Annotated in this window: 27 protein-coding genes; 22 read left to right on the top strand and 5 right to left on the bottom strand. The window is 44.1% G+C overall.

The window, feature by feature from the left end:
- The first annotated feature begins 22 nt into the window (after positions 1 to 22).
- The 17 genes from SBI19_RS05840 (at position 23) to SBI19_RS05920 (ending at position 17,391) form a co-directional block, all read left to right on the top strand.
- Positions 23 to 2,131 (top strand): S-layer homology domain-containing protein, encoded by a 2,109-nt coding sequence (locus SBI19_RS05840; RefSeq protein ID WP_317965904.1) that lies wholly within the window; start codon positions 23 to 25, stop codon positions 2,129 to 2,131.
- 106 nt (positions 2,132 to 2,237) lie between these two features.
- Positions 2,238 to 3,038 (top strand): YveK family protein, encoded by an 801-nt coding sequence (locus SBI19_RS05845; RefSeq protein ID WP_317965906.1) that lies wholly within the window; start codon positions 2,238 to 2,240, stop codon positions 3,036 to 3,038.
- Entirely contained in the window at positions 3,019 to 3,708 is a 690-nt protein-coding gene (locus SBI19_RS05850) for a CpsD/CapB family tyrosine-protein kinase (protein WP_317965908.1), read from the top strand. Before SBI19_RS05845 ends, SBI19_RS05850 begins: the two co-directional genes overlap by 20 nt.
- Before the next feature lie 144 nt (positions 3,709 to 3,852).
- A complete protein-coding gene (gene galU, locus SBI19_RS05855) occupies positions 3,853 to 4,749 on the top strand; it encodes a UTP--glucose-1-phosphate uridylyltransferase GalU (protein WP_317965910.1) in 897 nt (298 codons plus the stop codon).
- A 315-nt stretch (positions 4,750 to 5,064) separates the two neighbouring features.
- Positions 5,065 to 5,703: a sugar transferase gene (locus SBI19_RS05860; RefSeq protein WP_317966248.1), complete on the top strand. Its 639-nt coding sequence runs from the start codon at positions 5,065 to 5,067 to the stop codon at positions 5,701 to 5,703.
- 35 nt (positions 5,704 to 5,738) lie between these two features.
- A complete protein-coding gene (pssD, locus tag SBI19_RS05865; RefSeq protein WP_317965912.1) occupies positions 5,739 to 6,194 on the top strand; it encodes a PssD/Cps14F family polysaccharide biosynthesis glycosyltransferase in 456 nt (151 codons plus the stop codon).
- Complete coding sequence (gene pssE / locus SBI19_RS05870) at positions 6,191 to 6,673, top strand: PssE/Cps14G family polysaccharide biosynthesis glycosyltransferase (RefSeq protein WP_317965914.1); 483 nt, start codon at positions 6,191 to 6,193, stop codon at positions 6,671 to 6,673. The genes pssD and pssE overlap by 4 nt, the downstream gene beginning before the upstream one ends.
- Positions 6,674 to 6,725: 52 nt before the next feature.
- Positions 6,726 to 7,244, top strand: coding sequence for a serine O-acetyltransferase (locus tag SBI19_RS05875; protein ID WP_317965916.1), 519 nt, complete (start codon positions 6,726 to 6,728; stop codon positions 7,242 to 7,244).
- A gap of 125 nt (positions 7,245 to 7,369) precedes the next feature.
- Positions 7,370 to 8,470, top strand: coding sequence for a glycosyltransferase family 1 protein (locus SBI19_RS05880; protein WP_317965918.1), 1,101 nt, complete (start codon positions 7,370 to 7,372; stop codon positions 8,468 to 8,470).
- A gap of 41 nt (positions 8,471 to 8,511) precedes the next feature.
- Complete coding sequence (locus tag SBI19_RS05885) at positions 8,512 to 9,591, top strand: glycosyltransferase (RefSeq protein WP_317965920.1); 1,080 nt, start codon at positions 8,512 to 8,514, stop codon at positions 9,589 to 9,591.
- Positions 9,592 to 9,614: 23 nt separating this feature from the next.
- On the top strand, positions 9,615 to 10,886 hold the full coding sequence (locus SBI19_RS05890) for an O-antigen ligase family protein (RefSeq protein ID WP_317965922.1): 1,272 nt from the start codon (positions 9,615 to 9,617) through the stop codon (positions 10,884 to 10,886).
- A gap of 96 nt (positions 10,887 to 10,982) precedes the next feature.
- Positions 10,983 to 12,392, top strand: coding sequence for an oligosaccharide flippase family protein (locus SBI19_RS05895; protein WP_317965924.1), 1,410 nt, complete (start codon positions 10,983 to 10,985; stop codon positions 12,390 to 12,392).
- Positions 12,389 to 12,916, top strand: coding sequence for an acyltransferase (locus SBI19_RS05900; protein ID WP_317965926.1), 528 nt, complete (start codon positions 12,389 to 12,391; stop codon positions 12,914 to 12,916). The genes SBI19_RS05895 and SBI19_RS05900 overlap by 4 nt, the downstream gene beginning before the upstream one ends.
- 49 nt (positions 12,917 to 12,965) lie before the next feature.
- Positions 12,966 to 13,970, top strand: a complete 1,005-nt coding sequence (locus SBI19_RS05905) for an NAD-dependent epimerase (protein ID WP_317965928.1) — start codon at positions 12,966 to 12,968, stop codon at positions 13,968 to 13,970.
- Between the two features lie 51 nt (positions 13,971 to 14,021).
- Positions 14,022 to 15,188 (top strand): nucleotide sugar dehydrogenase, encoded by a 1,167-nt coding sequence (locus SBI19_RS05910; protein WP_317965930.1) that lies wholly within the window; start codon positions 14,022 to 14,024, stop codon positions 15,186 to 15,188.
- A gap of 112 nt (positions 15,189 to 15,300) precedes the next feature.
- Entirely contained in the window at positions 15,301 to 16,374 is a 1,074-nt protein-coding gene (locus tag SBI19_RS05915) for a hypothetical protein (RefSeq protein WP_317965932.1), read from the top strand.
- 105 nt (positions 16,375 to 16,479) lie between these two features.
- Entirely contained in the window at positions 16,480 to 17,391 is a 912-nt protein-coding gene (locus SBI19_RS05920; RefSeq protein WP_348538010.1) for a copper amine oxidase N-terminal domain-containing protein, read from the top strand.
- A gap of 32 nt (positions 17,392 to 17,423) precedes the next feature.
- Here the strand turns inward: SBI19_RS05920 and SBI19_RS05925 are convergent, their stop codons facing one another.
- Complete coding sequence (locus SBI19_RS05925; RefSeq protein WP_317965934.1) at positions 17,424 to 17,747, bottom strand: hypothetical protein; 324 nt, start codon at positions 17,745 to 17,747, stop codon at positions 17,424 to 17,426.
- A gap of 219 nt (positions 17,748 to 17,966) precedes the next feature.
- Here SBI19_RS05925 and gmd point away from each other — a divergent pair, with 219 nt between their 5' ends.
- Complete coding sequence (gene gmd, locus SBI19_RS05930; protein WP_317965936.1) at positions 17,967 to 18,926, top strand: GDP-mannose 4,6-dehydratase; 960 nt, start codon at positions 17,967 to 17,969, stop codon at positions 18,924 to 18,926.
- Between the two features lie 38 nt (positions 18,927 to 18,964).
- Here gmd and SBI19_RS05935 read toward each other — a convergent pair whose 3' ends face one another.
- Complete coding sequence (locus tag SBI19_RS05935) at positions 18,965 to 19,279, bottom strand: hypothetical protein (RefSeq protein WP_317965938.1); 315 nt, start codon at positions 19,277 to 19,279, stop codon at positions 18,965 to 18,967.
- 413 nt (positions 19,280 to 19,692) lie between these two features.
- Between SBI19_RS05935 and rfbC the strand changes: the two genes are divergently transcribed.
- From rfbC to SBI19_RS05955, 4 genes are all read left to right on the top strand, one after another.
- Positions 19,693 to 20,250, top strand: coding sequence for a dTDP-4-dehydrorhamnose 3,5-epimerase (gene rfbC, locus SBI19_RS05940; RefSeq protein WP_317966252.1), 558 nt, complete (start codon positions 19,693 to 19,695; stop codon positions 20,248 to 20,250).
- A 5-nt stretch (positions 20,251 to 20,255) separates the two neighbouring features.
- The gene (rfbB, locus tag SBI19_RS05945) at positions 20,256 to 21,278 is read left to right on the top strand and encodes a dTDP-glucose 4,6-dehydratase (protein WP_317965940.1); all 1,023 of its coding nucleotides are present in this window, start codon (positions 20,256 to 20,258) and stop codon (positions 21,276 to 21,278) included.
- 65 nt (positions 21,279 to 21,343) lie between these two features.
- Positions 21,344 to 22,198, top strand: a complete 855-nt coding sequence (gene rfbD, locus SBI19_RS05950; protein WP_317966254.1) for a dTDP-4-dehydrorhamnose reductase — start codon at positions 21,344 to 21,346, stop codon at positions 22,196 to 22,198.
- Between the two features lie 98 nt (positions 22,199 to 22,296).
- The gene (locus SBI19_RS05955) at positions 22,297 to 22,446 is read left to right on the top strand and encodes a hypothetical protein (protein ID WP_317965942.1); all 150 of its coding nucleotides are present in this window, start codon (positions 22,297 to 22,299) and stop codon (positions 22,444 to 22,446) included.
- Positions 22,447 to 22,487: 41 nt separating this feature from the next.
- Here SBI19_RS05955 and SBI19_RS05960 read toward each other — a convergent pair whose 3' ends face one another.
- The 3 genes from SBI19_RS05960 to SBI19_RS05970 all read right to left on the bottom strand — a co-directional run bounded on the left by SBI19_RS05960 (position 22,488) and on the right by SBI19_RS05970 (position 24,860).
- A complete protein-coding gene (locus tag SBI19_RS05960) occupies positions 22,488 to 22,637 on the bottom strand; it encodes a hypothetical protein (RefSeq protein ID WP_317965944.1) in 150 nt (49 codons plus the stop codon).
- A 75-nt stretch (positions 22,638 to 22,712) separates the two neighbouring features.
- Positions 22,713 to 23,945, bottom strand: a complete 1,233-nt coding sequence (locus tag SBI19_RS05965) for a nitrate/nitrite transporter (RefSeq protein WP_317965946.1) — start codon at positions 23,943 to 23,945, stop codon at positions 22,713 to 22,715.
- Between the two features lie 360 nt (positions 23,946 to 24,305).
- Positions 24,306 to 24,860, bottom strand: coding sequence for an ANTAR domain-containing response regulator (locus SBI19_RS05970; RefSeq protein ID WP_317965948.1), 555 nt, complete (start codon positions 24,858 to 24,860; stop codon positions 24,306 to 24,308).
- Positions 24,861 to 25,124 lie beyond the last annotated feature (264 nt).

Genomic DNA, 25,124 nt, shown 5'->3' on the forward strand with positions numbered 1-25,124 from the left:
TATTTCAATGAGGTGATTAGTTGTGAGTGTCAAAGGAAAATGGTTGAAGTATACGCTGGCAGCAGCGATCGTGTCCACTAGCTTTGCGGGTATTCCGTTCAGCGAGAAAGGATTGGCTAATCATCTGGCTGCGCAAACGGCGTTCGCTGCAAGCACGAACAATCTGCAAGTTGCTATCGATCGTTTTAATGCTGTATCTGCAGCGCTGACTACAGACGGCAAAGTGAAAGTTGAAGCAGCTCGTGCGGCGATTAAGGGCCTAACGAATAACCAGCTTGAGGCGATTGCAGGGCCGATTGCAACTAAGCTCAAGATCTCTGGGGCTGACCGTGTTGTGTTTGCTCAACTGCTTGCTGAAGCGTTGTCCATTCCAACTACGTTGAATGTAAGCGCATTGGATACCATTCGCACGACGGATGCATACCGCCAAGTATTGAAACAAGCGGCGGCTAATGTGAATGTGACGGATACTTCCGCAATTACGGTTGATGCTGTGGCGACGGCTGCAGTTCAAGCGGAAGCGTACGTTGGTGATCAATTGAAATCCAAGACAATCCTCGAGTGGATTGACCTTGCTACGGATAAAGACGCAGCGAAGCAATTGGTGAATGGCGCATTGAATGCAGCACTGTCTACATCCGATGCTGCTGCGCTTAAAGAGCTTGCTGCAAACGCAGGTATTACGGGCGATGATCTTGCTACAGCGTTGGAACAACTTAAGCAAGAAATAAATCCGACAGTATTTAAGGATGCTGCCAAAGCAATTGCTAATGCGTATATTACAGTTTTGAATGCGTCAACTGTAACACAGCCGCCTGTAGTCACAGTACCTACGGTGTCGGTAGATCAACAATTCACCGATCTGATGAAGAAGCTGGAAGGCGCAACAGACGCACAGAAGCAGGAACTTGTGAAACAAGCGCTGGCTCTGTTCGCGCAAGTTGTTAAAGATGCGGGTACTATTGATGCTTCTTCGCTGGTGAAGTCAGTAGATGGCGTAGCTGTAGCAGATGTAAGTGATGCAGTAATCGCTAAGTTGGATGTTGTAATTTCGGCGTTTGCCAAGTTGCAGGAATTCCTCAAGGCGGCTGGCTCCGATGCGAAGGCGGTAGCAGGTGCGTTGGCGGTTAACCTTGGAAAGATTGTAAATGAATCAGTAGAAATCAAATTGTCCGAAGCGGCAATGAAGAAGCTGAACGCTTCGCCATTCGGCAAGCTTGATCTTGCATTCAATGGACTGACGGTGTCCGTTCCTAATAGTGCTGAGTACGGCAAATCGCTCGGCCTCAAGGTTGGGACGAAGGATAACGCAGGCGAACCGGCAGTTAAAGGCTACTCGACTGTATCCTCGGTATACGACTTCAATCTTGCAGTAGGCGGACAAGATGTTCATGAATTCGTAAACCCAATCGTACTGCGCATTCCGCTTGGTAATCTGGATGGCGTAGACAAAGAGCTACTTAGCGTAGCTAAGATTGTCGACGGCAAGCTGGTGTTCCAAGGCGGCGTGCTCGATGGCGATACGATCGTAGAATCGCGTGAAACGTTCTCCTCGTACGTTGTTGTGGAGAACAAAGTAAGCTTCTCCGATATTGCTTCGGTTAAATCGTGGGCTGGCCGTCAGATCGAGGTGCTTGCTGCTAAAGGCGCTATCTCGGGACGTTCGGAGAACGTATTTGATCCTAAGGGAAATGTAACGCGCGCTGAGTTCGCGAAGATGCTCATTCGTGCACTGAACCTTGAGAGCTCCGATCTGACGACGAGCTTCAAAGATGTGAAGTCGACGGATTGGTTCGCTCCTTACGTAGCTGCAGCGGCTAAGAAGGGCATTATTAATGGCCGCGCTGCTGATACGTTTGCTCCGAATGCGAAGATCACGCGTGCTGAGATGGCCACGATGATCGCTCGTGCACTGAGCCTGACGACGGGCGTTGAAGCAGTTAAGGATGTAGAAGGCGCTCTGAAGGCGTTCAAAGATGCTTCCGAGATCAACGCTACGCTTAAAGCCGGTGTTGCGCTTGCTGCTCAGGAAGGTATTGTGATCGGAAACAACGGCAAGTTCAATCCGAACAATAATGCATCCCGTGCTGAAGCGGCTGTCATTCTGTACCGTACGATTCAAGTGAAATAAAAGATATATAAGTAAGTTCAATTGGGTTGGCCCCCTCTCCAGAAGAATAGGGAGGGGGCCGATCTTGTTATGTGAAAAGCGACCAATGATCGTGGGGGAGAATGACGTGAAAGAACTAGAAATCAAGGATTACGTCCGAATTATTCGCAAACGTTTGTGGTGGATTGTAACCTTGGTCGTAGTAGCAACGCTGTTGTCTGGCATCGTCAGTAAGTTTGTAATCAAGCCTGAGTATGAAGCATCGACGAAGATCATTGTTAATAAAACATCTGACGTGGAAATCCAACAGCTCAACACAGATACAGTGAATACGAATATTAAGCTGATTGATACATACAAAGAAATTATTAAAACACCAGCTATTATGGATGTCGTTGCCGAGATGTACCCTGAGTTTGGGTTCGATGCAGAAGGATTAACCGAGAAGGTCAGCGTCAGCTCAGTGAACAATACGCAGGTCATGACACTGATTGTTCGGGATCGGTCATACGAGAAGGCTGCTCGTATTGTAAATGCAGTCTCGAAGGTTTTCCAGAGTGAGATACCAGCTCTGATGAACGTTCAGAACGTATCTATTCTGAACTATGCGAAGGAAGATGGCGCGAATAAAGAGCCGGTATCTCCTAATGTACTGTTGAATACTGTCGTTGCGTTAATACTGTCGCTCCTCATCGGTATTGGAGTGGCATTCCTTCTGGAGTTCATGGATGACACCCTGAAGTCAGAGGATGATGTACAGCAGATCTTGGGACTTCCAACACTGGCAATGATCAACCGAGTTAGTGCATCAGAGATGAACAGGTCCAAGGAAGCGGTTATCGTAGCGAAACAGTCAGCGCAAGCAGAAGCTAGATCGACTCCATCGAGGAAAGCGGGGGAGCTAGAACATGTCGCAATCGGGAAATAGACGTCATTTGATTACGTTAGCGAATCCTAGATCGCCAATTTCCGAAGCATATCGGACACTTCGAACGAATATCGACTTCTCAGCAATCGATTCTGCAATTCAGGTTATTGTCGTTACCTCCGCTGGCCCTGGTGAAGGCAAGTCCACGACGATTTCTAATTTAGCAATTACGTTTGCTCAATCGGAGCGTCGGGTGGTACTAATAGATGCGGATATGCGGAAACCTACGGCGCATCACACATTTCGCGCTTCGAATCGTGTAGGCCTGTCCTCCTTGCTGGCACGTAAGAGTCAGTTGGAAGATGTACTGCAGGAAACAAACGTGCCCGATCTGTTTATTATTACGGCTGGTCCAATTCCACCCAACCCTGCCGAGATGCTTGCTTCTAAACGGATGAGTGAACTGCTTGAATTGTTGAAAACTGAGTTCGATATCATCCTAATCGACACGCCGCCATTGTTAGCAGTTACGGATGCTCAACTTATCGCATCAAAGAGTGATGGCGTTGTCCTCGTTATGGAATATGGTTCCGTTAAGCGTGAAGCAGCCTTAAAGGCAAAGGCAGGATTAGATACAGTCAATGCCAAGATACTAGGTGTTGTCATGAATAATGTAAAAAGAAGTAAAGCAGAACAAAGTTATTACTATTACTATGGAAACAATGAATAATTACCGTTATTTATTAAATCTTTAGGCATTAAGTGCTGACTAGAGGTAATTTTCGTAGTATTATAGTACTACTATAGTCTCATAATACTATGAAACTTTGTCATTATTTGTGGCCGGGTTATTGAGGAGAAAGAGGTGCATTTCATGCAGTCCGTTCGGAAGGCGTTGATTCCTGCGGCAGGGCTTGGGACGAGGTTTCTGCCCGCAACCAAAGCAATGCCGAAGGAAATGCTCCCGATATTAAGCAAGCCAACGATTCAGTACATAGTGGAAGAAGCAGTGGCAGCAGGTATCGAAGATATTATTATCGTAACGGGTAAACATAAGCGGGCGATTGAAGATCACTTCGACAGCGCTTTCGAGCTGGAAGAGAACTTGCGGGTGAAAGGGAAGCTGAAGCTGCTCGAGAAAGTGCAGAAGCCATCGAAGATGGCCGATATTCACTTCATTCGTCAGCAAGAGCCGCTTGGTCTTGGACATGCGATCTGGGTTGCTAGGAAGTTTTTCAATGATGAGCCGTTTGCTGTATTGCTAGGAGACGACATCGTTAGATCGGAAGTCCCTTGCATAGGGCAATTGATACAGACCTATGAACATGTACAAAGCCCGGTTATTGCGGTGCAGCGCGTTGCAGAGCACGAGACGGATCGATATGGCATCGTGAAGCCTTCTATTAACAAGGGACCTTTATATGAGGTGGATCAGCTCGTAGAGAAGCCTCCATCAGGCCAAGCTCCATCGAATCTAGCGATTATGGGGCGATACATATTAACTCCTGAAATCTTCGATCTGTTAGGCAAGCAAGAGAGAGGCGTTGGCGGGGAAATTCAGTTGACTGACGCGATTCAAGCCCTCAACAGCATGCAGCAAGTATACGCTTACGAGTATGAAGGCAAACGGTACGATGTAGGTGATTTGCCTGGTTTTATCGACACGACGTTGGAATTTGCACTTCAGGATAGCAAGCTAAGGGAGCATACGCTGAATACAATTCAACAGCTCTTGAATACGTATGGTCCAATAGACTCGAACCTGAAGTAATGATATAGAGTTTCTAAAAAGAGTTTGGTAATGTCTACTAGACCGTTATCATCGTAGGCACTCGGATGCACCGTGGGTTATACAACCTTAGACGTACATCGTCGGTGGTGTGTTGTGAGGTGGGGTTCGATGCCCCACTTATATTTGGTTTGAAATACGAGCTATGCTTTTCTGTGTGATCAGGAAGGTATAGCTCGTGTTTTTAACGCAGCAATTCAATTTATGCTGCAATAAATTTATGAGAGGGAGGATTAGTCGATGTTATTACCTGGTCGCAATGATGTGGAGAACATCATCGTGAACGATGAGCTTGGGATGGGTCTGAGCAAGGTGTCGAATCGTGGATGGTCAGTCTATGGTGTGCTCAAGAGATTAATCGATATTGTAGGCGCTTTTGCTGGTTTAGTCGTTTTATTGCCACTTCTAATCGTTGTGTCGATATTGGTGAAGATTGATGATCCGAAAGGCTCGGTATTTTACTACCAGACAAGGGTGGGCAAAGACGAAAAGCATTTCCGAATGTATAAATTTAGATCCATGGTTAGGGATGCGGATAAACAACTGGAAAAACTGTTGGGTCAGAATGAGATCGAAGGTGCAATGTTTAAAATGAGGCATGATCCTCGTGTTACGAGAATTGGAAGGTTTATTCGTAAGACAAGCATTGATGAGCTTCCGCAACTTGTGAATGTATTACGGGGTGATATGAGTTTGGTGGGGCCGCGTCCCCCTTTGCCAAGAGAGGTAAAAGAATATACTTTGTATGATAAGCAAAGGTTGAGTGTAACACCAGGATGCACGGGGCTGTGGCAAATAAGTGGCCGTAATGAGCTAAGTTTTGGCCAAATGGTAGAGTTGGATCTAAAATACATAAATCAATGCAGCATAAGATTCGATTGTCTTATTATTTTAAAGACGATAAAGATGCTATTGGGATCTAAAAATGCTTATTAAGTGACTCTCATAATGGTTGCGGAGGAATGAAGTCGATGAAAATATGTTTCGCAGCTTCATCTGGAGGACATTTAGAGCAGATCATGATGCTTTATCCGATGATGACAAAATATACAAGCTTTATATTAACGGAAAAGACCAACTATCAACCTAGTTTGAAAGATGTAAATGTATATAGAGTAGTGCAAATTAATAGACGTGAGTTCTTGTTTCCGTTCAAAGCTATAATCTTATTCTTTCAAACTCTGCGTGTGTTTTTAAAAGAAAAGCCTGATGTGATAATATCAACCGGTGCTCTAGCGACACTGCCAATATGTTTGTTGGCCAAAATAAAAAGAAAAAAACTAATATTTATCGAATCATTTGCGAAAATAAGTTCCCCTACAATTACAGGGAAAATCGTTTACAAATTTGCTGATTTATTTTTGGTGCAGTGGGATGAAATTAAAAAGCATTACCCGGGGGCTGTTAATGGAGGTGGGATTTATTGATTTTTATTACGGTTGGTTCCCAGAAATTTCAGTTCAACAGATTGTTAGAGGAAGTAGATCGGTTAATACAAGACAATAAGATATCAACGGACGAGGTATTTGCACAAATAGGATATTCTACATATATCCCTCAATACTATCCGTATAAAAACTTTTTAGATAGGGATGCTTTTTTGGAAGCTGTCGAGAGTAGTGAAATAATTATTACACACGGTGGTACGGGATCAATTGTCAATAGTGTTAAGAAAGGCAAGAAAGTCATAACTGTGCCAAGAACGGCTAAATTCGGTGAACATGTGGACGATCATCAATTTGAAATAATCGAGGAATTTTCAAATAACAACTTGGTTTATGCAATAAAAGAGATTCATGAACTAGAAGAAGCTCTGACTCAAGTTGAAAAAATGGAATTTAGGAAATATGAATCGAATACGGAAAATATCATTGAAATATTAGAGGATTTTTTGCTTAAAATCTAATCAGCCAAATAATCATTGGTTGCTGTTAAATAACAATAAAGGGTTGTTAAAAGTGAGGATAATCGAAGATTTAAAACAACATGCTCAAGGTTCAACTTTGCGTGTGCTAAATACTTTATTTTTGAATCCGAATTTTCACTGTGTAATGTGGTTTAGGTTGGCGAATTGGTTAGGGAAATTCAAGCCCCTTGTTATATGTTCTAAGTTAATCATGTATCTAAATAGAGTAATTTACAGTGTAGATATAGATTACAGAGCTGATTTGGCAGGCGGGTTTATGCTGGTGCATGGAATTGGGACAGTTATCGGCAAAGGTGTTAAGACAGAGGGGCCCGTTAAGATATATCAAGGAGTTACTCTTGGTGGGAATAGTAATAAGAGAAGAATTGTACAAAATAAAGAATTCTCACAACCGTGGTTAAAAGATGGGGTTATTGTTTACGCCAATGCAACTGTTATTGGTCCTGTTATTATTGAATGTGGGTCTGTGGTGGGTACGAATGCGGTTATAACAAAGGATATTCCAGAGGGTTGTGTAGTTTATACAAAAGTGGAAATGGTTATAAAATGAAAAATGTTATGGAGTAAAAAAACCTTCTTGTATACTAGTGAGAGATGCTTATCTAGTATTCATGTAAAGGTTTTTTATCTATGTGAAAAAGTTCAGCTTTATTTAATATTCCTGGAGGAAATCGCATGAAGGTACTGATGGTAATGACAACAAAGTTTGAGATATCAGGTATTACAAATAACGTAATGAATTATTTTCGGTATATTGATAAATCAGACATGAGAATGGATTTTGTTGTTTTTAATAAAGTTCCAGATCGGCTAATTAATGAGATTGAAGCAAAGGGGGGGAAGGTGTTTCGGATTGCAATGCGAAATAAAAACCCCTTGGTGTATATATATAAACTGCAAAAGTTAATTCGCGAAGAGGGTTATGACATTGTTCACGCTCACGGAAATAGTTGCACTTTGGCAGTCGAGATGCTTGCAGCCAAATTGGGAGGATCGAAAGTAAGGATTGCACATAGTCGAAATACTGCTTGCAAGCATACAGTCTTTCACAAATTACTTAGACCGATATTTGATAGAACCTATACACAAGGATTTGCCTGTGGGTATGATGCAGGCAAATGGTTATTTAGAGATAAGAATTTTAAGGTAATTATTAATGGGAATGATATTGATCGATTTGTTTATAACGAGAAAGTGCGAGAAGAGATACGCCAGAGATATGATTTAGATAATAAAAAAGTGGTTGGTCATGTAGGCTTGTTCAATTACCAGAAGAACCATGAGTTCTTAATAAATGTGTTCAATGAGTTGACGAAGTTATCAGATGAATACGTTTTGATGCTGATCGGTAATGGCGAACTAAAAGTGGAAGTCGAAAGTAAAGTTCAAGAGTTAGGATTGAAGAATAAGGTTATCTTCGTGGGTCAGTCACTTGAAGTTGAAAAACTGCTGCAGGCAATGGACATTATGGTTCTTCCGTCAAGATATGAAGGGCTTCCGAATGTTGCTATTGAATGGCAGATTGCGTGCTTGCCTTCGGTAATATCAGATAAAGTGACGAATGAGGTGAAACTGACCGATCTCGTTAAATTCCTTCCACTTGAAGCTGGTGCTCAAATATGGGCAACTGAAATAAATCAAATAAGTGTTATGAATAGGGAAGAAAACAAATATGAGATTATTAAACAAATAACGGATGCGGGCTTTAATATTAAAGAAAATGCTAAGGAGTTGAAAAAGATTTATAAATCACTAATTCCTTCAAATAATAATTAGGCTATGAGAACCTTTAATATAAGTGCAAGGAGTAGGTGAAATTGAAGAGGATCGCAATTGTAACACATAACATGTATGGTGGTGGGTGCGAAAGGGTAATTGCAGAACTGGCCAATTGGTTCGTAGATAATCATAGTCATTGCACTATAATTACGGAATATGAAGGTCCTTGCTTTTATCATTTGAAGTCGGAAGTTAACCTTCTGGCATTGAGCCAAGAAAGGCAGAAATCAGGCATTGATATTGTGAAATCGTATATCAAGCTGCGAAAAATGATGATGGAACTAAAGCCAGATATTATCTTGGCTATGCCTGATAAAGTGAATATTTGGACAGCGCTTTCGTTGATTGGATCGGGAATACCTGTCGTCGTTTCTGAAAGGAATAACCCGGCAATCTATCCTATAAGTAAAATTAAACGCTTACTAAGAGAACCCGCGTATCGATTGGCAACAAAGGGAGTAATATTTCAAACAACGGATGCTAAATCATATTTCTCTGACACAATACAGAAAAAAGGAATTGTATTGATGAATCCGCTAGATATGAAACGTATTCCTGAAATCAATACTGGTATGAGAAACAAAGAAGTAGTTTCAGTCGGAAGATTAGAAAAACAAAAAAACTTCCATTTACTGATAGAGGCTTTCTCAGAATTTCAAAAGGTTCATCAAGATTATATTCTTACAATTTATGGAGAGGGGTCAATGAAGGATGAGTTGGAGCGGTACGCTCGTGAAAAGTTAATATCAAACTCCTTTTCCTTTCCTGGTAAGAGATCTGATGTTCTGAGCCTAATCCGTAATGCAGGTATATTTGTGTTGAGTTCTGATTATGAAGGTATGCCAAATGCCCTAATAGAAGCGATGGCATTGGGGTTACCTGTAATCTCAACCGATTGCCCAATTGGTGGGCCGAGAGAGTTAATCAGAGATCGAGATAACGGAATGTTAATTTCAGTTGGTGGTAAAGAGGCACTGGTTAGCGCGCTGCTCGAGATAGTGGGTAACAAAGAATTGGAACGGAAGATTAGCCGGAATGCGTTAGAGATTCGTGGCAAACTTGAAATAAATAAAATTGCTGTACAATGGATGGATTTTTTAAATAGTTTAGTAAATTGAGTTTGGTAGGAGCGTCCATTTACATGAGCTTAGTTGATAATGAATTGAAAATGAATTATACGCTAGTTAAAAATAAAGAATTGGACAAAAAAAAAATAATCTTAGAGCATTTATGTTGGTTCCTTATGGGAGCCCAAATCGTTGTGGATAATTTAGCTAGAAACAGCGTCTTTTATACAATTACAGCTATGTTGTTTATGCTGCTGTGTATATTTTACTTATTTAAGTGCAGAGGCTTTAAGTTGAATGGGTTTCATATTACTTCATTTACTTTTATTTTGTATAATATTGCACTAATCACTACAGGTGAGGCTGTAGCCCCGGGGCATTCCTACGGTATGCTCCAAACAGTTAGTATAAACTTACTTCTTTCGATAATTATATATAGCTTTATAGTCAATACGAAAAACACTGAAAAGTTGTTGAAGCTATATATATTTTCATCGTTGATAAGTAATGTTGTATTACTAATTGTATACAAAGACTCGTTATTTACAGGTAGGCTCGCATTTTCGTGGAGGGAAGCAAGTACCTATAATATATTTGGATTAAATTTAACCACTGTAGGATCGAATGCAATTGCATATTATTCATCCTTATCAATTATATTCTCAGTGTACCTTATTTTTAAGAAAAACAAGGGAAAAATATATTATTTTTATAGTTTGATATTTTTGGTGACAATTCTGGCGACTGGTTCAAGAAAAGGGTTGGTTCTCTTAGTGTTAGGGTTAATTATGACACTAACTGTATTAAATAAGGGAAGTAAGAAAGTGCTGTATGGTAGTATTGGATTGATAATTAGCGGTATATTATACTATTTAACTCAAAGTATTCCTTTATTGTATTCTGTTTTAGGCGCAAGGCTTAACGAGTTTATTAACTTAATATCCAATGAGAATGTTAATGATGCTTCAATTTATACACGATTACGATTACTTGATCAAGCAATGGATTTATTTAAAGAACGCCCTATATACGGATATGGGTTGGATGCCTTTCGTGTAATTAATTTATGGGGAATTGTTTCTGACAGTAACTACATGGAGATTCTCGTATCTGGGGGTATTATAGGATTTATTATATATTATGCGTATGTTTTAATTGTATTGTTTAAATATATGTCAATTCGAAAGAAAAGTACTATATGTAGGATGCTCTTTTGGATTTTATTAATTACTCTAATAATGGAGTATGGTCAGGTTACATATTATTGGAGAAGTTATTTATTTTTGTATTCCATGCTTTTTTATGTAATGTATACAAATAGGAAATTAATTAGAGATGATGAATAGATTGGAGTTTCATAAAACAAATTGATGTTTTGCGTGGAGTGACGTTATGTTTTTCCTGTAGAGGTTACTAAATTAAGGCCGGGAGATAGTTGTATTATGCTTAGTAAGGGGTTAGTCAGAAAATCAGGACTGTATTTTATCGGTAATTTTTCGTCGAAAATTATGACGTCTTTATTAATTCCAATTTATGCTTTTTATATAAATGCAGATGATTTGGGGTACTTCGATTCAAATCAAGCAATGATGGGGATATTATCCCCCATTATCATTCTAGCCATATGGGAAGCGGTATTAAAATATATATTAATAGAAAATGATGTAAACATTAAACGGAAAATTGTTACTTCTTCAGCCCTATTTTCTTTTGTAATTTCAATTATTCTATTATTGGGAATTGCTCTATTTGACGCTATTTATGATTTCGAAGTTAAATATTTTGGGTTGGTAGCGGCCATGATTATACTAAACTCTTGTGTGTATTTATGGCAGTATTATGCAAGGGCTTTTAAGTATAATAAATTGTTCGTTGTGTCCGGGATATTATCCACTTTGGTAAACTTCATTTTTGTAATTATTCTTGTAGTTACAATGAAAATGGGATTAATCGGACTTTTGCTTTCTTATTGCGCTGGGCAAGTTGCCACTATCATAACCATCGAGATAAAAGTTAGAGTCGTTCGGATGTTCAAGTTTTCAGATTTCGATATTAAATGGGTGAAGAGAATGATAGCATTCTCTTTGCCGTTAGTCTTGAACCTAACATCTGCTTGGTTAATATCTGGATTTGGAAGATTGATTATTACTGCAAAACTAGGAGTGTATGAAAACGGGCTATATTCGTTTGCAAATAAATTTCCATTAGTAATTACGATGATCGGCAGCGTTATTACTATGGCTATTATTGAAGAGTCTATTCTATCGGTTAAATCGAAAAAGCGAGGAGAGGACTTTGGCAGAACAATAGAGAGTTTGTTTAAAATATTTCAATCTATCGCCATAATGGCTGTGCCTGCTATCGTCGTGTTTTATTATTTTATTTCGAAAACAGAATATCATGAATCATTAATTTATGTTCCTGGGTTATTAGTATATGCTGTAGCCAATACCATGGCTTCCAATATGGGATCTATGTTTCAGGCTTTAGATAAAACAAAATATCAATTTCTTACTACTGCAATAGGTGGTTTAGTTACTGTGGTATTAGCTGTCTGCCTTATTGATAAAATCGGGATACCAGCTGTCATTGCAGGACAAGTGTCGGGAGCAATTGCGATGCTAATGTTAAGATATTTTTTAGTCCAAAGGTTTACGGTATTTAAAGTAAAATGGAGTCCAATTCTAATCATGGCTATCGTATTCTGTACGGTAGCGATGATTTGTTTAAATACAAATGTGATGATTAGTGTTTTGGTTGAAATTTTAATATTGGGTTGGATTATTTATCTTAACAGAAAATTTGTAATGCTCGGGTGGGAAACTATAAAGTCAAAGGTGATGAACAAGTGAATATTTTTAAGTTATTCATTAGATATAGGATTAAACATTCTTCTCCATCTAAGAGGGCACAAATAATAAAACGTACAAGTGAGGTAAGTTTGGGGGCAGGATGCGAAGTCTATGATAACGTTTCTTTCGGTAGTGAGCCTTATTTAATTCAAATTGGTGATAATGTAAGAATAACGAAAGGTGTCACTTTTATTACTCACGATGGCGGTGTGTGGGTATTAAGAAATAATGGAATGCTAGTAAACTCCGATAAGTTTGGAACCATAAAGGTTGGTAGTAATGTTCATATTGGTATCAATGCTACGATAATGCCTGGAGTGAATATAGGTGATAATGTGATTATTGGAGTAGGAGCGGTCGTCACAAAAGATGTTCCTTCAAATAGTATCGCTGCAGGTGTGCCGGCTAAAGTAATTAAGTCTCTTGAGGAATATTACGAAAAGTGTAAAGAAACAGCTGACTTCACGAAGGTAATGAATTATAGCGAAAAAAGAGAATATTTAATCAAAAAGTATAATTTATAAAATTGTTCTTGAGAGAAAAACAAGGTTAGCGTAGAAGGGGAAAATAATAATGACTGTATTGATTACCGGTGCAGCTGGGTTTATTGGTATGCACTTATCAAAGCGACTACTCGAAGTAGGTCATAACATAGTTGGGATTGATAATAAAAATGACTACTATGATGTTCAATTGAAAGATGATAGGTTAAGTGAGTTAATAAAGTTTGATAACTTTACTTTCCAGCAGCTTGATTTAGCGGATCGTCATGGTATTGATAATTTGTTTAAGGAACATGGATTTACTCATGTTATTAATTTAGCAGCGCAAGCTGGCGTTCGTTATAGTCTAGAAAATCCTCGCGCATATATTGATTCTAACCTTGTAGGGTTTACAAATATATTAGAAGGCTGCCGTCATTATAAAATTAAGCATTTAATATACGCTTCTTCTAGCTCGGTATATGGTGCCAATACGAAGATGCCATTCTCTACTATGGATAGCGTAGATCATCCAGTTAGTCTCTATGCTGCAACCAAAAAAGCAAATGAGTTAATGGCACACACATATAGCCATCTTTATCAGGTGCCGACTACAGGACTTCGATTCTTTACAGTGTATGGGCCATGGGGCAGACCTGATATGGCTTATTTTTCGTTCGCTAATAACATAATGAATGGGGTTCCGATTAAAGTGTTTAATCATGGGGACATGATGCGCGACTTTACATATATCGATGATATTGTAGAAGGTATCTTGCGGTTGCTGGAGAAGCCTCCGGTTGCTGATGAAAATTGGGATCGAGAAAATCCAAACCCGAGTTCTAGTTATGCACCATACAAATTGTACAATATCGGAAATAACGAACCGGTCAAACTAATGGATTTCATACATACATTAGAGAATTTGCTTGGCAAACAAGCGATCATAGAGTTCTTGCCGATGCAACCGGGGGACGTCAAGGCTACGTTTGCTGATGTGGATGATTTAAAGCGAGCGATAGGATTCAATCCTTCTACTTCAATAGGAGAAGGCCTGAGAAGGTTTGTGGAATGGTATATGCAATATTACAAATAAGTACTCAATTTAAAGCTGGAATTTTACTAATATGATGGGAAAGTGATAAATATGAAAATAACGATTGCTGGAACAGGTTATGTAGGATTATCAAATGCAATTTTGCTCGCCCAACATAACGAGGTAATAGCACTCGACATTATCCAAGAAAAAGTAGATATGATTAATAACAGAAAGTCACCTATTATCGATAACGAGATAGAGGAGTATTTAGCTAGTAAAGAGCTAAATTTAACGGCAACAACTGATAACTACAAAGCGTTTAAAGATGCACAATTCGTTATAATAGCTACGCCTACTAATTATGATCCTGAACTTAACTATTTTAATACTCGGACAGTTGAGGCTGTTATAGCCAATGTGTTATCGATCAATCCAGATGCGGTAATGGTAATTAAGTCGACAGTTCCTGTGGGATATACAGCTAAAGTAAGGGAAAAATTCGAAACGGAAAATATAATCTTTTCACCAGAGTTTCTAAGAGAGGGTAAGGCATTGTATGATAACCTGTATCCTTCGCGTATTATTGTAGGGGAGCAATCAGAGAGAGCAAATAGATTTGCGAATTTATTGGCTGCGGGTGCAGAAAAAAAGCAAATTGATATTCTGTTTACAAACTCTACTGAGGCGGAAGCGATTAAGCTTTTTGCGAATACATACCTAGCGATGCGGGTTGCCTTCTTTAACGAGCTTGATACGTATGCGGAAGTAAGACAGCTAAATACGAAGCAGATCATTGAAGGTGTGGGGCTGGATCCTAGAATTGGTGATTACTATAATAACCCTTCCTTTGGTTATGGCGGTTATTGTCTACCGAAAGACACAAAGCAGCTATTGGCAAACTATTCTGATGTCCCTAACAGTATTATGGGGGCGGTTGTGGATGCGAATAGAACGAGGAAAGATCATATTGCAGATATGATCCTGCGGAAGCAGCCTAAAGTAGTTGGTATATTCAGATTAACAATGAAGATGGACTCAGATAATTTCCGACAGTCTGCAATTCAAGGTGTTATGAAGCGAATAAAAGCCAAAGGAATTGAAGTAATCGTTTATGAGCCGTCATTAAACGAAACGGTTTTTTATAATTCTAAAGTAATTAATAATCTCGAGGAATTTAAAGCTGTTAGTGATGTTATTGTAACGAATAGGTTATCAAATGATCTAAGTGATGTAATATCGAAAGTGTATACTAGGGATTTATTTAGTAAGGACTAACGATACGGCTTATGAACAAACGCTCTAATTATTCTAAAATTATGTAAGTCTGCAAATCACTAGATACTCCTGCTATATTGAGTAAAATATTATGATTAACATGTGAGGTAATATGACTGAAACTAGAACGAGGGAAAAACGGTATCGCTCAAAGAAAAAAATGAAACGCTGGGTGAAGTGGCTCATTATCGTTGTCTTGGTACTTTTCCTACTTGTTATTGCGGTACTGGGTTACGGATATTGGTATATTAAATCCGTTAGCCTTGATGATATTAAGAGCCGTCATCAGCCTGATGAAAATGGTACAAGCGTTGTAGAACCCGTTAAGATTCCAGGTGTGCTTGAAGGCGCGGTTGACAAAGCCGCTGGTCTAGTAGGTAAGGATATCGAGGGACAGGATGCATTAGATGTTGCGTCAATATTGTTGAACTCGGGGCTGAGTCTACGAGAGATTAAATATCTCCAAGGGACTGCTGCGTATGATCTGACTACGGAAGAGAAGCAGCGTATTCGTGATTTGCTGTTAGAGAAGTTGAAGCCTGAAGAAATTGAGTTGCTGCGATCAATAACGAGCAAATATGGGAAGACGCTGAGAATACTTGATTCTGATTTTCCGATTGAATGGGTAGGCGAGAGAGATCCTGAGAAAATCAAGGAATATGATCGTAAATGGGATGAATTGAAGAAGAATAAAGCAGTGGGCACAACAACAAATAAAGATGCTGCCATTGAGGGAAAAGAAGGAAATAACAATACCGGTAAAGATAGTGTGATGGTTCCAGATAAGGGTACAGATACATCTGGGGATGCAGAGCAATTAGATGCGAAGGCGACTGAGAAGAAAACCGAAATCAACGCCAAGTACGACCAAAAGCTTGCATCTCTCAAGTCAACCTGTACGGCTAAGAGCAATACACTGCTGAATGCTATACTGGCAGACCTGGACGCGGATCCGAAAGCGTCGCTCAGCAAGCTGCAGGCAAAGTTCCTTGGTCAGCTTGCGGATGCAGAAGCCACGTGTGACAGTCAGTTCAGCCAGCTTCAAGCTCAGGCGAAGGCTGACTATAAGGCGGCCGGTATTCCGGCGACTTCGATGCCTAACTGGAAATCGGAATATGATAAGGCGAAAGTTGCTGCTCGTTCCGCCGGCATTTCTGCAATTATGAAACAGATGAACGGAAAGTAGGGATAAACGTTGGGTACAAAATTAAAATCTATTTGGGTAGCGATTATCGCACTTGCGCTAATGCTCCCATCAGTCGCGAATGCGCAAACAACAACGAGTAAACCAGTGAAAGTGCAAACGTCTGCGTTTGAGCTCGTATTCGACGGCAAGACCGTGAACCTACCGGATGGGCAGTTTATATTTGTGAATCAAGGCACGTCCTATGTGCCGGTTCGCTTTATCTCATATGCGCTTCAGAAGAAGGTAGTGTGGGATAGCGCAACGAAGAAAGTGACCGTAACGGAACCGTCTGCTAATGAGCTTACCGTCCTTCGCGAGTATTTGATGAACGCTGCAGGGGAGAAAGGGAAACAATCCTCGGTAGGCGGAACGACGGTTACAGCATCGCCGATTAGTGCTGCATTTGTCTTTGATGGTGTTGCACGCAATCTGCCAGCAGGACAATCGGCTTTCATTGTTAACAATTCAATCTATGTACCGGTTCGATTCATGAGCGAGAGCATCGGAACTCAAATTAAGTGGGACTCGGCGAACCATCGTATTTCGGGCGAATCGAAGTCGTACCGCGAGGAACAACAGTCGAACGGTGACGATGGCGGGAAGTCGGACGGATCAACTGGTGGAGAACAAGGTACGAATAACGGTACGTCGTCCGGTAATGGTACAGGTGCAGGATCTGCAGGCGGAAGTGGAGTGGTAAACAAACCGACGTATGAGCAGATCAAATCTGAAGCGGATTCGAAGCTGGAGTCACTCTATAATTCAGCCAAATCAAGCTTCCTAAGCTTAGCTCAACAATATCTAAGTGCGACGGACAAGGCTGCGAAGCAAACAATCTATGCGCAAGGTGAAGCTTACCTATCCGACATCACGTCACAGTTTAATGCTATTCTTTCAGACACTGAGGCCAAATTGACAGCAAACGGCTATAGCACAGCTATCATTCAAGAGTATCGTAATCGATTTGATTCGGAGATTGCTGCAGGCCGTCAAACACTTGCGGCTATGATGAAGTAACTCGACTTGACTTGCTGCGGTTTTCTTATTACCTATAGCTTAAATAGAAAATCTACGATCTGAGTACCATATACGTTCATACCGGCTAGCATAACTGCCCCATCGGCGGCGATGCTAGCCAGTATGAAGATGGTGAATGATAACGGATGGCGAGACATCATTTTCATTCCCGCGACATGTGATGCCGCCAGCAGGGTAGCGTAGAACGATAATATAACCGTGGAAACTGGTGAAATAGCGTTACCTCGTAAGATGAGATTGCTGATTAAGTAAATGAGTACAGGCAGCAGAAGCGATGACAATAGGAGTTGACTGAGTATTACCACGGATTGACGCTTCAGTTTAAGTGCGTACATCGTGAAGTCCCCCCCTCTTTTTCTGCTCTTTATGATACGAATTGTATCATAAATTCCCTTTCTTTCAAATCCCCCCCACCAAATAATAGACATCATATAGCCGTGTTCATCTTGGTTGCCGAGCATAAAGTAGTGTAAGATGCATGCTTTGCTTATATGCTCCCCAGTCATTCGTTATGTACAGCAACGAAAGATATAGCAACCAGAAGGGAAGAACATATGAAACGCGCACTCATTACAGGCATCACGGGGCAGGATGGCTCGTATTTGGCGGAGCTGCTGCTGGAGAAGGGCTATGAGGTCTATGGGTTGAGACGCAGAACGAGCACTCCGAATTACGAGAATGTGGCAGCGATTCAAGATCGGGTCCACTGGGTGTCCGGGGATCTGACCGATCTGTCGTCGCTTATTGAAGCGGTGCGGGTGTCAGACCCGGATGAGGTGTACAATCTGGCGGCGCAGTCGTTCGTCGCGGCGTCGTGGCCGCAGCCGATTGCGACGGGGCAGATTACGGCGCTGGCCGTTGCGAATATGCTAGAGGCGGTACGGATTGTTAAGCCGACGGCACGCTTCTATCAGGCATCAAGCAGCGAAATGTTCGGTAAGGTCGTCGAGACGCCGCAAAAGGAAACGACACCATTTTATCCGAGAAGCCCGTATGGGGTGGCCAAAGTGTACGGTCATTGGATTACGGTCAATTATCGGGAAAGCTTCAATATGTACGCATGCTCGGGCATTCTGTTCAACCATGAATCGCCGCGTCGGGGCTTGGAATTCGTGACGCGCAAAGTTACGAATGCGGCTGCACGCATTAAGCTTGGGCTGGATCATGAGCTGCGAATGGGCAATCTGGATGCGCTTCGCGACTGGGGTTATGCAGGTGACTACGTGAAGGCGATGTGGCTTATGCTGCAGCAGGATGAACCGGACGATTATGTTATTGCAACGGGAGAAACGCACTCGGTTCGAGAGTTGTTGGAAGTCGCATTCGGTTATGTAGGCTTGGATTACCGGCAATATGTCGTGATTGATCCGGCATTCGTACGTCCGGCTGAGGTGGATTTGCTGTTAGGCGATAGCTCGAAAGCAGGAAGTAAGCTTGGATGGAAGCGGGAAGTGGATTTCAAGCAGTTGATCGAGATGATGGTAGATCGTGATCTGGAGCGTAATCAAAAATAAGACGTGGAGCGTCGGTTGGTGTCAGCGAGAAGCGGGCGTTACATTCGGATAAGCAGGTCGATGACCGTCGTACCATACCAGTTCATACCGACCAGCATAGCGGCGGCATCGGCAACTAGCACAGTAGGGATAATCATCGCGAGCGCGTGCGCATTGCGTTTCATGACGCGAATGCCGATGGCGTGGGATAGGATAAGCAGCGATGCATAAACAGCGATAACCGAGGCCGAGATGGTCGATAACGAGCCCGTCATCATGACGGGGGCACACAAGTAAACGATTACAGGCATAAGAATCGATGAGAGCACCAGCTGGCACATGACGGCCATAGCATGGTGCAAAGGAAAGGACATGACATAACCTCCTATTTTTTTAGACTGTATGATACATATTGTATCATACTTTGTTGTCGTTTCAATCCTGAAATTATCGATTTTCCATATATCAACCGTCAAATTCGCCTATAATTCTTCGCGCCTGCCAACATATGCTGTAGAAGGACGACGACGGGCCGGGAGCACGGTGCGTGTTTCTTCGAGGTGTCCGGCTGCAATATAGTTAGTGTTCAAAAAGTCGGGTTTTCAGCACCGAGAAGATTGCGAGAACCTGAAGAAGGAGGAACGGAGTGTAGGCAACACCTACATGAGTACCGGACTTCGAAGGTGAACGCAAGCTTCGATGCCGAACAGGCTTCTGGATTCGCTTCGTGATCAAAAGACGACTTTTTGAACTACCTCTAATAAGGAATCGGGCGGTGAACGATACATTGAATATCCGACCAACGGGGCTGTCGGGGGCGAAGCTGATCGAGCCGGCTGTATTCGGCGATCATCGAGGCTTCTTCATGGAGAGCTATCAGGAACGGCTGTGGGATGAACGCGGCTTGGCCTATCGATTCGTGCAGGACAATCATTCTTTGTCGCGGGAGGCAGGCGTGCTGCGTGGGCTTCACTATCAGCTGAATCCGCAGGCGCAGACGAAGCTGGTGCGTGTGACGAAGGGTGCGATCTATGACGTCATTGTCGATATTCGGCGCGGTTCTCCGACTTATGGCAAGTGGGAAGGATTCATTTTATCGGCGGATAACAAAAGACAGCTGCTCGTGCCGCGCGGCTTCGCGCATGGTTTCTGTACGCTTGTTCAAGACTGCGAGGTACAATATAAGGTGGATCAATATTACTCGCAGGCGCATGACCGAGGCATCGCATGGAATGACCCTGCGCTTGCCATTGATTGGCCGACGAACGCTCCTGTGCTGTCGGATAAGGATGGCCGGCATCCGCTGCTGGCGGACGCGGACAACAATTTTGACTATGAAGGATGAAACGAATGAAGCTGCTTGTGACCGGCGGAGCCGGGTTTATCGGAAGCAATTATATTCATTATATGCTTGGCCGTTATGACGACGTGTCGATCATCAATGTCGACCTGCTGACCTACGCGGGCAATCTGTACAACCTGCAGGCCGTAGACCAATCCGAACGCTATCGGTTCGTGCGGGCGGATATCTCCAATCGCCAGTCACTGGAGCCTTTGTTTGAGGAAGGGCTGGACGCGGTTGTGCATTTTGCGGCGGAATCGCATGTTGATCGAAGCATCGAGCGGCCGGATGTGTTCGTACGGACGAACGTTCTCGGTACGCAGACGCTATTGGACCTCGCTAGACAATATGAAGTAGGTAAGTTCGTGCATGTATCGACCGATGAGGTGTACGGCACACTTGGTGCGGAAGGGTTGTTCACGGAGACGACGCCGCTGGCACCGAACAGCCCTTATTCGGCTAGCAAAGCGGGCTCGGACCTGCTTGTGCGTGCTTATCACGAGACCTATGGGCTGCCGGTCAACATCACGCGATGCTCGAACAACTACGGGCCTTATCAATTCCCGGAGAAGCTCATTCCGCTGATGCTGCAGCAGGCGATGGATGACAAGCCGCTTCCGGTTTATGGCGATGGGCTGAACGTGCGCGACTGGCTGTATGTCGAAGATCATTGCAGTGCGATCGACCTGGTGCTGCGCGGCGGCAAGAGCGGAGAGGTGTACAACATCGGCGGACGTAATGAGCGGACGAATCTGCAGGTCGTACGTACGATACTGGCGGAGCTGGGCAAACCGGAGTCGCTCATTACGTATGTCGAGGATCGGCTGGGGCACGACCGCAGATATGCGATTGACGCCGACAAAATCCGTAACGAGCTCGGCTGGACGCCGAAGCACGACTACGAGAGCGGCATACGGGAGACGATTCGGTGGTACCAAGCGAATAGGCAATGGATGGACGACGTGCGAAGCGGCAGCTACCGCGCTTACTACGATATCCGTTATGGCAGCAACGACGGCGATAAGCCATGACGATCGAGCCGAGCGAATCTCCAGCAGCCGAGGTCGCGACACCAACGGTTGGCAAAATAGCTCCGCTGCGCATCGTCGTAACCGGCGCGAACGGCCAACTGGGCCGCGAGCTTATGCTGCGAAGCGATCCAGCTTATGAGCTGTTCGGCTTCGGCCGCGCCGAGCTGGACATTACCGACCTCGCGCAGTGCCGCGCAGCGCTCGAACGGATAAAGCCGGACGCAGTCATTCACTGCGCCGCTTATACCGCAGTCGACCGTGCGGAGACGGACTCCGACGCTGCTTACCAAGTCAATGCCGCTGGCTCTCGCAACATCGCGATCGCAGCGCGCGAAGCAGGGGCTAAGCTGGCCTTCGTCAGCACCGACTACGTCTTCGACGGCCGCTCAACTACGCCTTACAACGAGTATGATAGGACGAATCCGCTGACGGTGTACGGCAAGTCGAAGCTGGCCGGCGAGCAGCTTGTTCAATCGCTGCATGATCGATACTTTGTCGTGCGGACAGCTTGGGTATACGGAGCGCATGGGGCGAACTTCGTGCGGACGATGCTTCGGCTCGGCGAAGCGGGCGGTACCTTGAAGGTCGTCAGCGATCAGCTTGGTTCGCCGACCTACACGGCGGATCTGGCGCAGATGCTGCTGACGCTCGTGACGACCGAAGCTTACGGCATCTACCATGCAACGAACAGCGGCAGCTGCTCATGGTATGAATTCGCCGCCGCGATCTTCGAGGAGGGCGGCCTCGCGGCTCAAGCGGTGCCTTGCACGACGGCGGAATTCCCGCGTCCTGCGCCGCGCCCCGCGTATTCGGTGCTCGACCACAGCGCCCTCCGCGCCAATGGTCTCCCGCCGATGCGCCACTGGCGCGAAGCGCTGCGAGACTTCATGCAGCAGCTGCAGCACAACGAAAAAGGTTGAGCCCATATGCGGCTCAACCTTTCTTTATCCATCCAACCTAATTAGTAGAACTGAGATTTTAGTTTTTGCTAATGTGAAACGAGCAACGGAGCAGACGAATGATTCTGAAGAAGCAGTGGATGCTTACGATGCTGCTTTCCTCCGGAAAGCTTCAAGCGTTCGCCTTTGTGTCCGGATTGTTTCCTTTTCTGATCTTACATAATCAGAACAATCTGGACACAACAGCGATCGTAAGAACATTCGGCTGAGAAGTTGTATCTGTAAACATTAAGCAACATAAAACTCAGCTCTACTCAAACATCTCGAACAAATCCGCAGAATCCAGCCAATCTCCGAAGTCAGCCATTTCCCAAGGCGAGTCCTCATAGGATGAGGCGTTAGAGCTTGCGGCGAAGGACTCTCCTTCATTCGTTGCATACCGACGTTCATGCTTATTCATATTGAATCAGCTTCCTTTCGCGATGAGATTGGTGGAACACGGTTTCCGGTTTATCTCTTCCGTTCTATCTGTTCATTAAGAGGATACGATTGCGCCTTGATCCGCACGCGCTTTGCCGCCTGTGCCGATCCAGGTGCGCTTCCAGCTGCCTTGAACGATCAGAATCGTGAACACGCAGAGCAGCGAGATGCCGCAGATGATTAGGAAGCCTGTCGAATACGAACCAGTAGCTTGCTTAATGTTGCCGAGAATCTTAGGCAGGAAGTAGCCGCCAAGTCCGCCTGCTGCGCCGACGATGCCGGTAATAAGACCGATCTCGTCACGGAACCGCTGCGGGACAAGCTGGAACACGGCGCCGTTGCCCATGCCAAGCGACATCATCATAATGAAGAGCAGGACGACGATGAGTCCGAAAGGCGGCAGAGTGGAGATGCAGGCAAGCATAATCGCGACGACGCCGTACAGGCCGAGCAGCATGTTGATGCCTCCAATGCGGTCGGACAACCAGCCGCCTACCGGACGGAAGAAGCTGCCGGCGATTACGCACAACGTAGCGAAGTCCGCGGCTCTTACTGCACTCAGTTCATATTGTGTATTGAAGAAAATCGTTAAATAGTTCGCCATGCCGACGAAGCCGCCGAACGTAACGCCGTACAGCAGACAGAACAACCAAGTATCGCGAAGCTTCAGCACCTTCGCATAGTCCGCCAGCTTCTTCGGTGCAGGCTGATTAGGGCTATCCTTAGCAAAGATGGTGAAAATGATGAACACGAGCGCGATCGGGATGATCGCCAGACCGAACACGACATGCCACGAATCATAGTGTGTGGCGATCCGGTTAGCGAACAACGTGGAGAATACGGTACCGCTGTTGCCGGCCCCGGCGATGCCCATTGCCAGACCTTGATACTGCGGCGGATACCAGCGGCTTGCGAGCGGAAGCGCCGCGGCGAACGATGCGCCAGCGAATCCGAGCAGCAGGGCGACGATGTATAAGGAATCAAGCGAGTCAACGAACTGCCAGCCAAGCACGAGCGGGACGATCGTGATTAACATGCCGAGCTGTCCCGTCCGCTTCGGTCCGATATAATCGGTCAAGAAGCCGAATACGAGCCGAAGGATGGAGCCGCCGAGTACAGGAAGCGCGACGAGATTCGCCTTCTGCGCTGCGTCCATCGGGTAGTCGTTCATAATGACAACTGCGAGCGGTCCGAGCATGCTCCAGACCATGAAGCTAATGTCGAAGTAAGCGAAAGCGCTAAACAACGATGGGGTATGACCGCTTTTCAAGAAACCTTTTCCTGCCATTGAACCATTCTCCTCTCCATGTGACCAAGCTTTCTCTCTTTTTTCTTTCTCTGTTCTTTCTCTGTTGTGTTTCTCTCTCTTGAACCGTTCGTTCTCTCCGTACTCCTTGAAACACGCTTTCCTCATGGCGTCTATGCCAAAAAGGGGCCAAATCGCTCCCCTCCCATAAGGAAGGTTTGCAATTTGGCCCCATTGCCCACGACAGGTACAGCATTGTACCGGCCGGTATCGATTCACCGCATTGTGAATGTAATTGGATTATATGCGACATGTTATTTGCATGTCAATATACCTTACACAAACAAATTTGAATGCTGGAAATCGATATGGAAATGCTGTCTTTCTGCATGAAAACCCGCATCAGCCGTGAATAAGCTGATACACCTTTACGATCGAAGCGGCGACATCGCCCATTCGTTTCCGTTCATTCATCGCCTGCTTGCGTAGAAAATCGTAAGCCTCGCTTTCGCTTATGCCACGAATCTCACATAGAACAGCTTTGGCTTGATCGATCCACTTGCGCTCCTCAATCCGCTGCATCAGCTGCTCGCGTTCCTCGCTCCAGCGCCTGCGTTGCTGGTGGATGCGAGCACCCCACATGACCGCATGTTTCAACTCTGACGCAGTCATGGAAGGAAACAGTACACCATCTAATGCGAAACCCCAGTCCATCTGAGCTGGCAGCTTCTGTTCCGTACAGTGCCATAACAGCGGGACGCGCCGCATTGCGGTGAGCGCCGCCTGCCAATGATGCAGCCGTACATATGGAACGGCTATAACGACACCGTCGACGACTGCAATGAGGCCGCACGCCTCCTGCTCTGAACGCGCACGATGGATCGTTCGGCAGCAATCTTGGAGCCGATCTCGTAATCCACTCATCTCGTCATCTTCAATGAGCAGAATCGTTTTCATATCGATGACTCATCCCTCCGATTTCTGGCAAATCAATTGTTATAAAATATAACATAGAGCCTGAAAGCTGTCGACGGCTAAAAGTACTGATTCTCTATATAAAGGGAATTTTAAGAGATGATTGATATTTTTGTGTAAGGTTAGTTGACATCAATTCATGAGCTCGGTATACTGAGGCTATTAAGTCCAATAGAAGTCGGCACAATGGCGTGCCGCAAACGATGGCAATGGAGCCTATCTCACTCGTACGGCATGCGTAATCAA

Origin of the sequence: Paenibacillus sp. CCS19 (genome assembly GCF_033239625.1) — a bacterium.
In the GTDB taxonomy this organism is placed as follows: Bacteria; Bacillota; Bacilli; order Paenibacillales; family Paenibacillaceae; genus Paenibacillus_T.

Bases quoted from the DNA above. Each gene is read 5' to 3' on its own strand.
- galU (WP_317965910.1), top strand. From the start codon at position 3,853: ATGCAGTCCGTTCGGAAGGCGTTGATTCCTGCGGCAGGGCTTGGGACG.
- SBI19_RS05850 (WP_317965908.1), top strand. From the start codon at position 3,019: ATGTCGCAATCGGGAAATAGACGTCATTTGATTACGTTAGCGAATCCT.
- SBI19_RS05970 (WP_317965948.1), bottom strand. From the start codon at position 24,860: ATGAAAACGATTCTGCTCATTGAAGATGACGAGATGAGTGGATTACGA.
- SBI19_RS05925 (WP_317965934.1), bottom strand. From the start codon at position 17,747: ATGTACGCACTTAAACTGAAGCGTCAATCCGTGGTAATACTCAGTCAA.
- SBI19_RS05895 (WP_317965924.1), top strand. From the start codon at position 10,983: ATGCTTAGTAAGGGGTTAGTCAGAAAATCAGGACTGTATTTTATCGGT.
- gmd (WP_317965936.1), top strand. From the start codon at position 17,967: ATGAAACGCGCACTCATTACAGGCATCACGGGGCAGGATGGCTCGTAT.
- SBI19_RS05905 (WP_317965928.1), top strand. From the start codon at position 12,966: ATGACTGTATTGATTACCGGTGCAGCTGGGTTTATTGGTATGCACTTA.
- SBI19_RS05965 (WP_317965946.1), bottom strand. From the start codon at position 23,945: ATGGCAGGAAAAGGTTTCTTGAAAAGCGGTCATACCCCATCGTTGTTT.
- SBI19_RS05910 (WP_317965930.1), top strand. From the start codon at position 14,022: ATGAAAATAACGATTGCTGGAACAGGTTATGTAGGATTATCAAATGCA.
- pssD (WP_317965912.1), top strand. From the start codon at position 5,739: ATGAAAATATGTTTCGCAGCTTCATCTGGAGGACATTTAGAGCAGATC.
- rfbB (WP_317965940.1), top strand. From the start codon at position 20,256: ATGAAGCTGCTTGTGACCGGCGGAGCCGGGTTTATCGGAAGCAATTAT.
- SBI19_RS05955 (WP_317965942.1), top strand. From the start codon at position 22,297: ATGATTCTGAAGAAGCAGTGGATGCTTACGATGCTGCTTTCCTCCGGA.
- SBI19_RS05880 (WP_317965918.1), top strand. From the start codon at position 7,370: ATGAAGGTACTGATGGTAATGACAACAAAGTTTGAGATATCAGGTATT.
- SBI19_RS05860 (WP_317966248.1), top strand. From the start codon at position 5,065: ATGGGTCTGAGCAAGGTGTCGAATCGTGGATGGTCAGTCTATGGTGTG.
- SBI19_RS05960 (WP_317965944.1), bottom strand. From the start codon at position 22,637: ATGAATAAGCATGAACGTCGGTATGCAACGAATGAAGGAGAGTCCTTC.
- SBI19_RS05935 (WP_317965938.1), bottom strand. From the start codon at position 19,279: ATGTCCTTTCCTTTGCACCATGCTATGGCCGTCATGTGCCAGCTGGTG.
- SBI19_RS05915 (WP_317965932.1), top strand. From the start codon at position 15,301: ATGACTGAAACTAGAACGAGGGAAAAACGGTATCGCTCAAAGAAAAAA.
- SBI19_RS05890 (WP_317965922.1), top strand. From the start codon at position 9,615: ATGAGCTTAGTTGATAATGAATTGAAAATGAATTATACGCTAGTTAAA.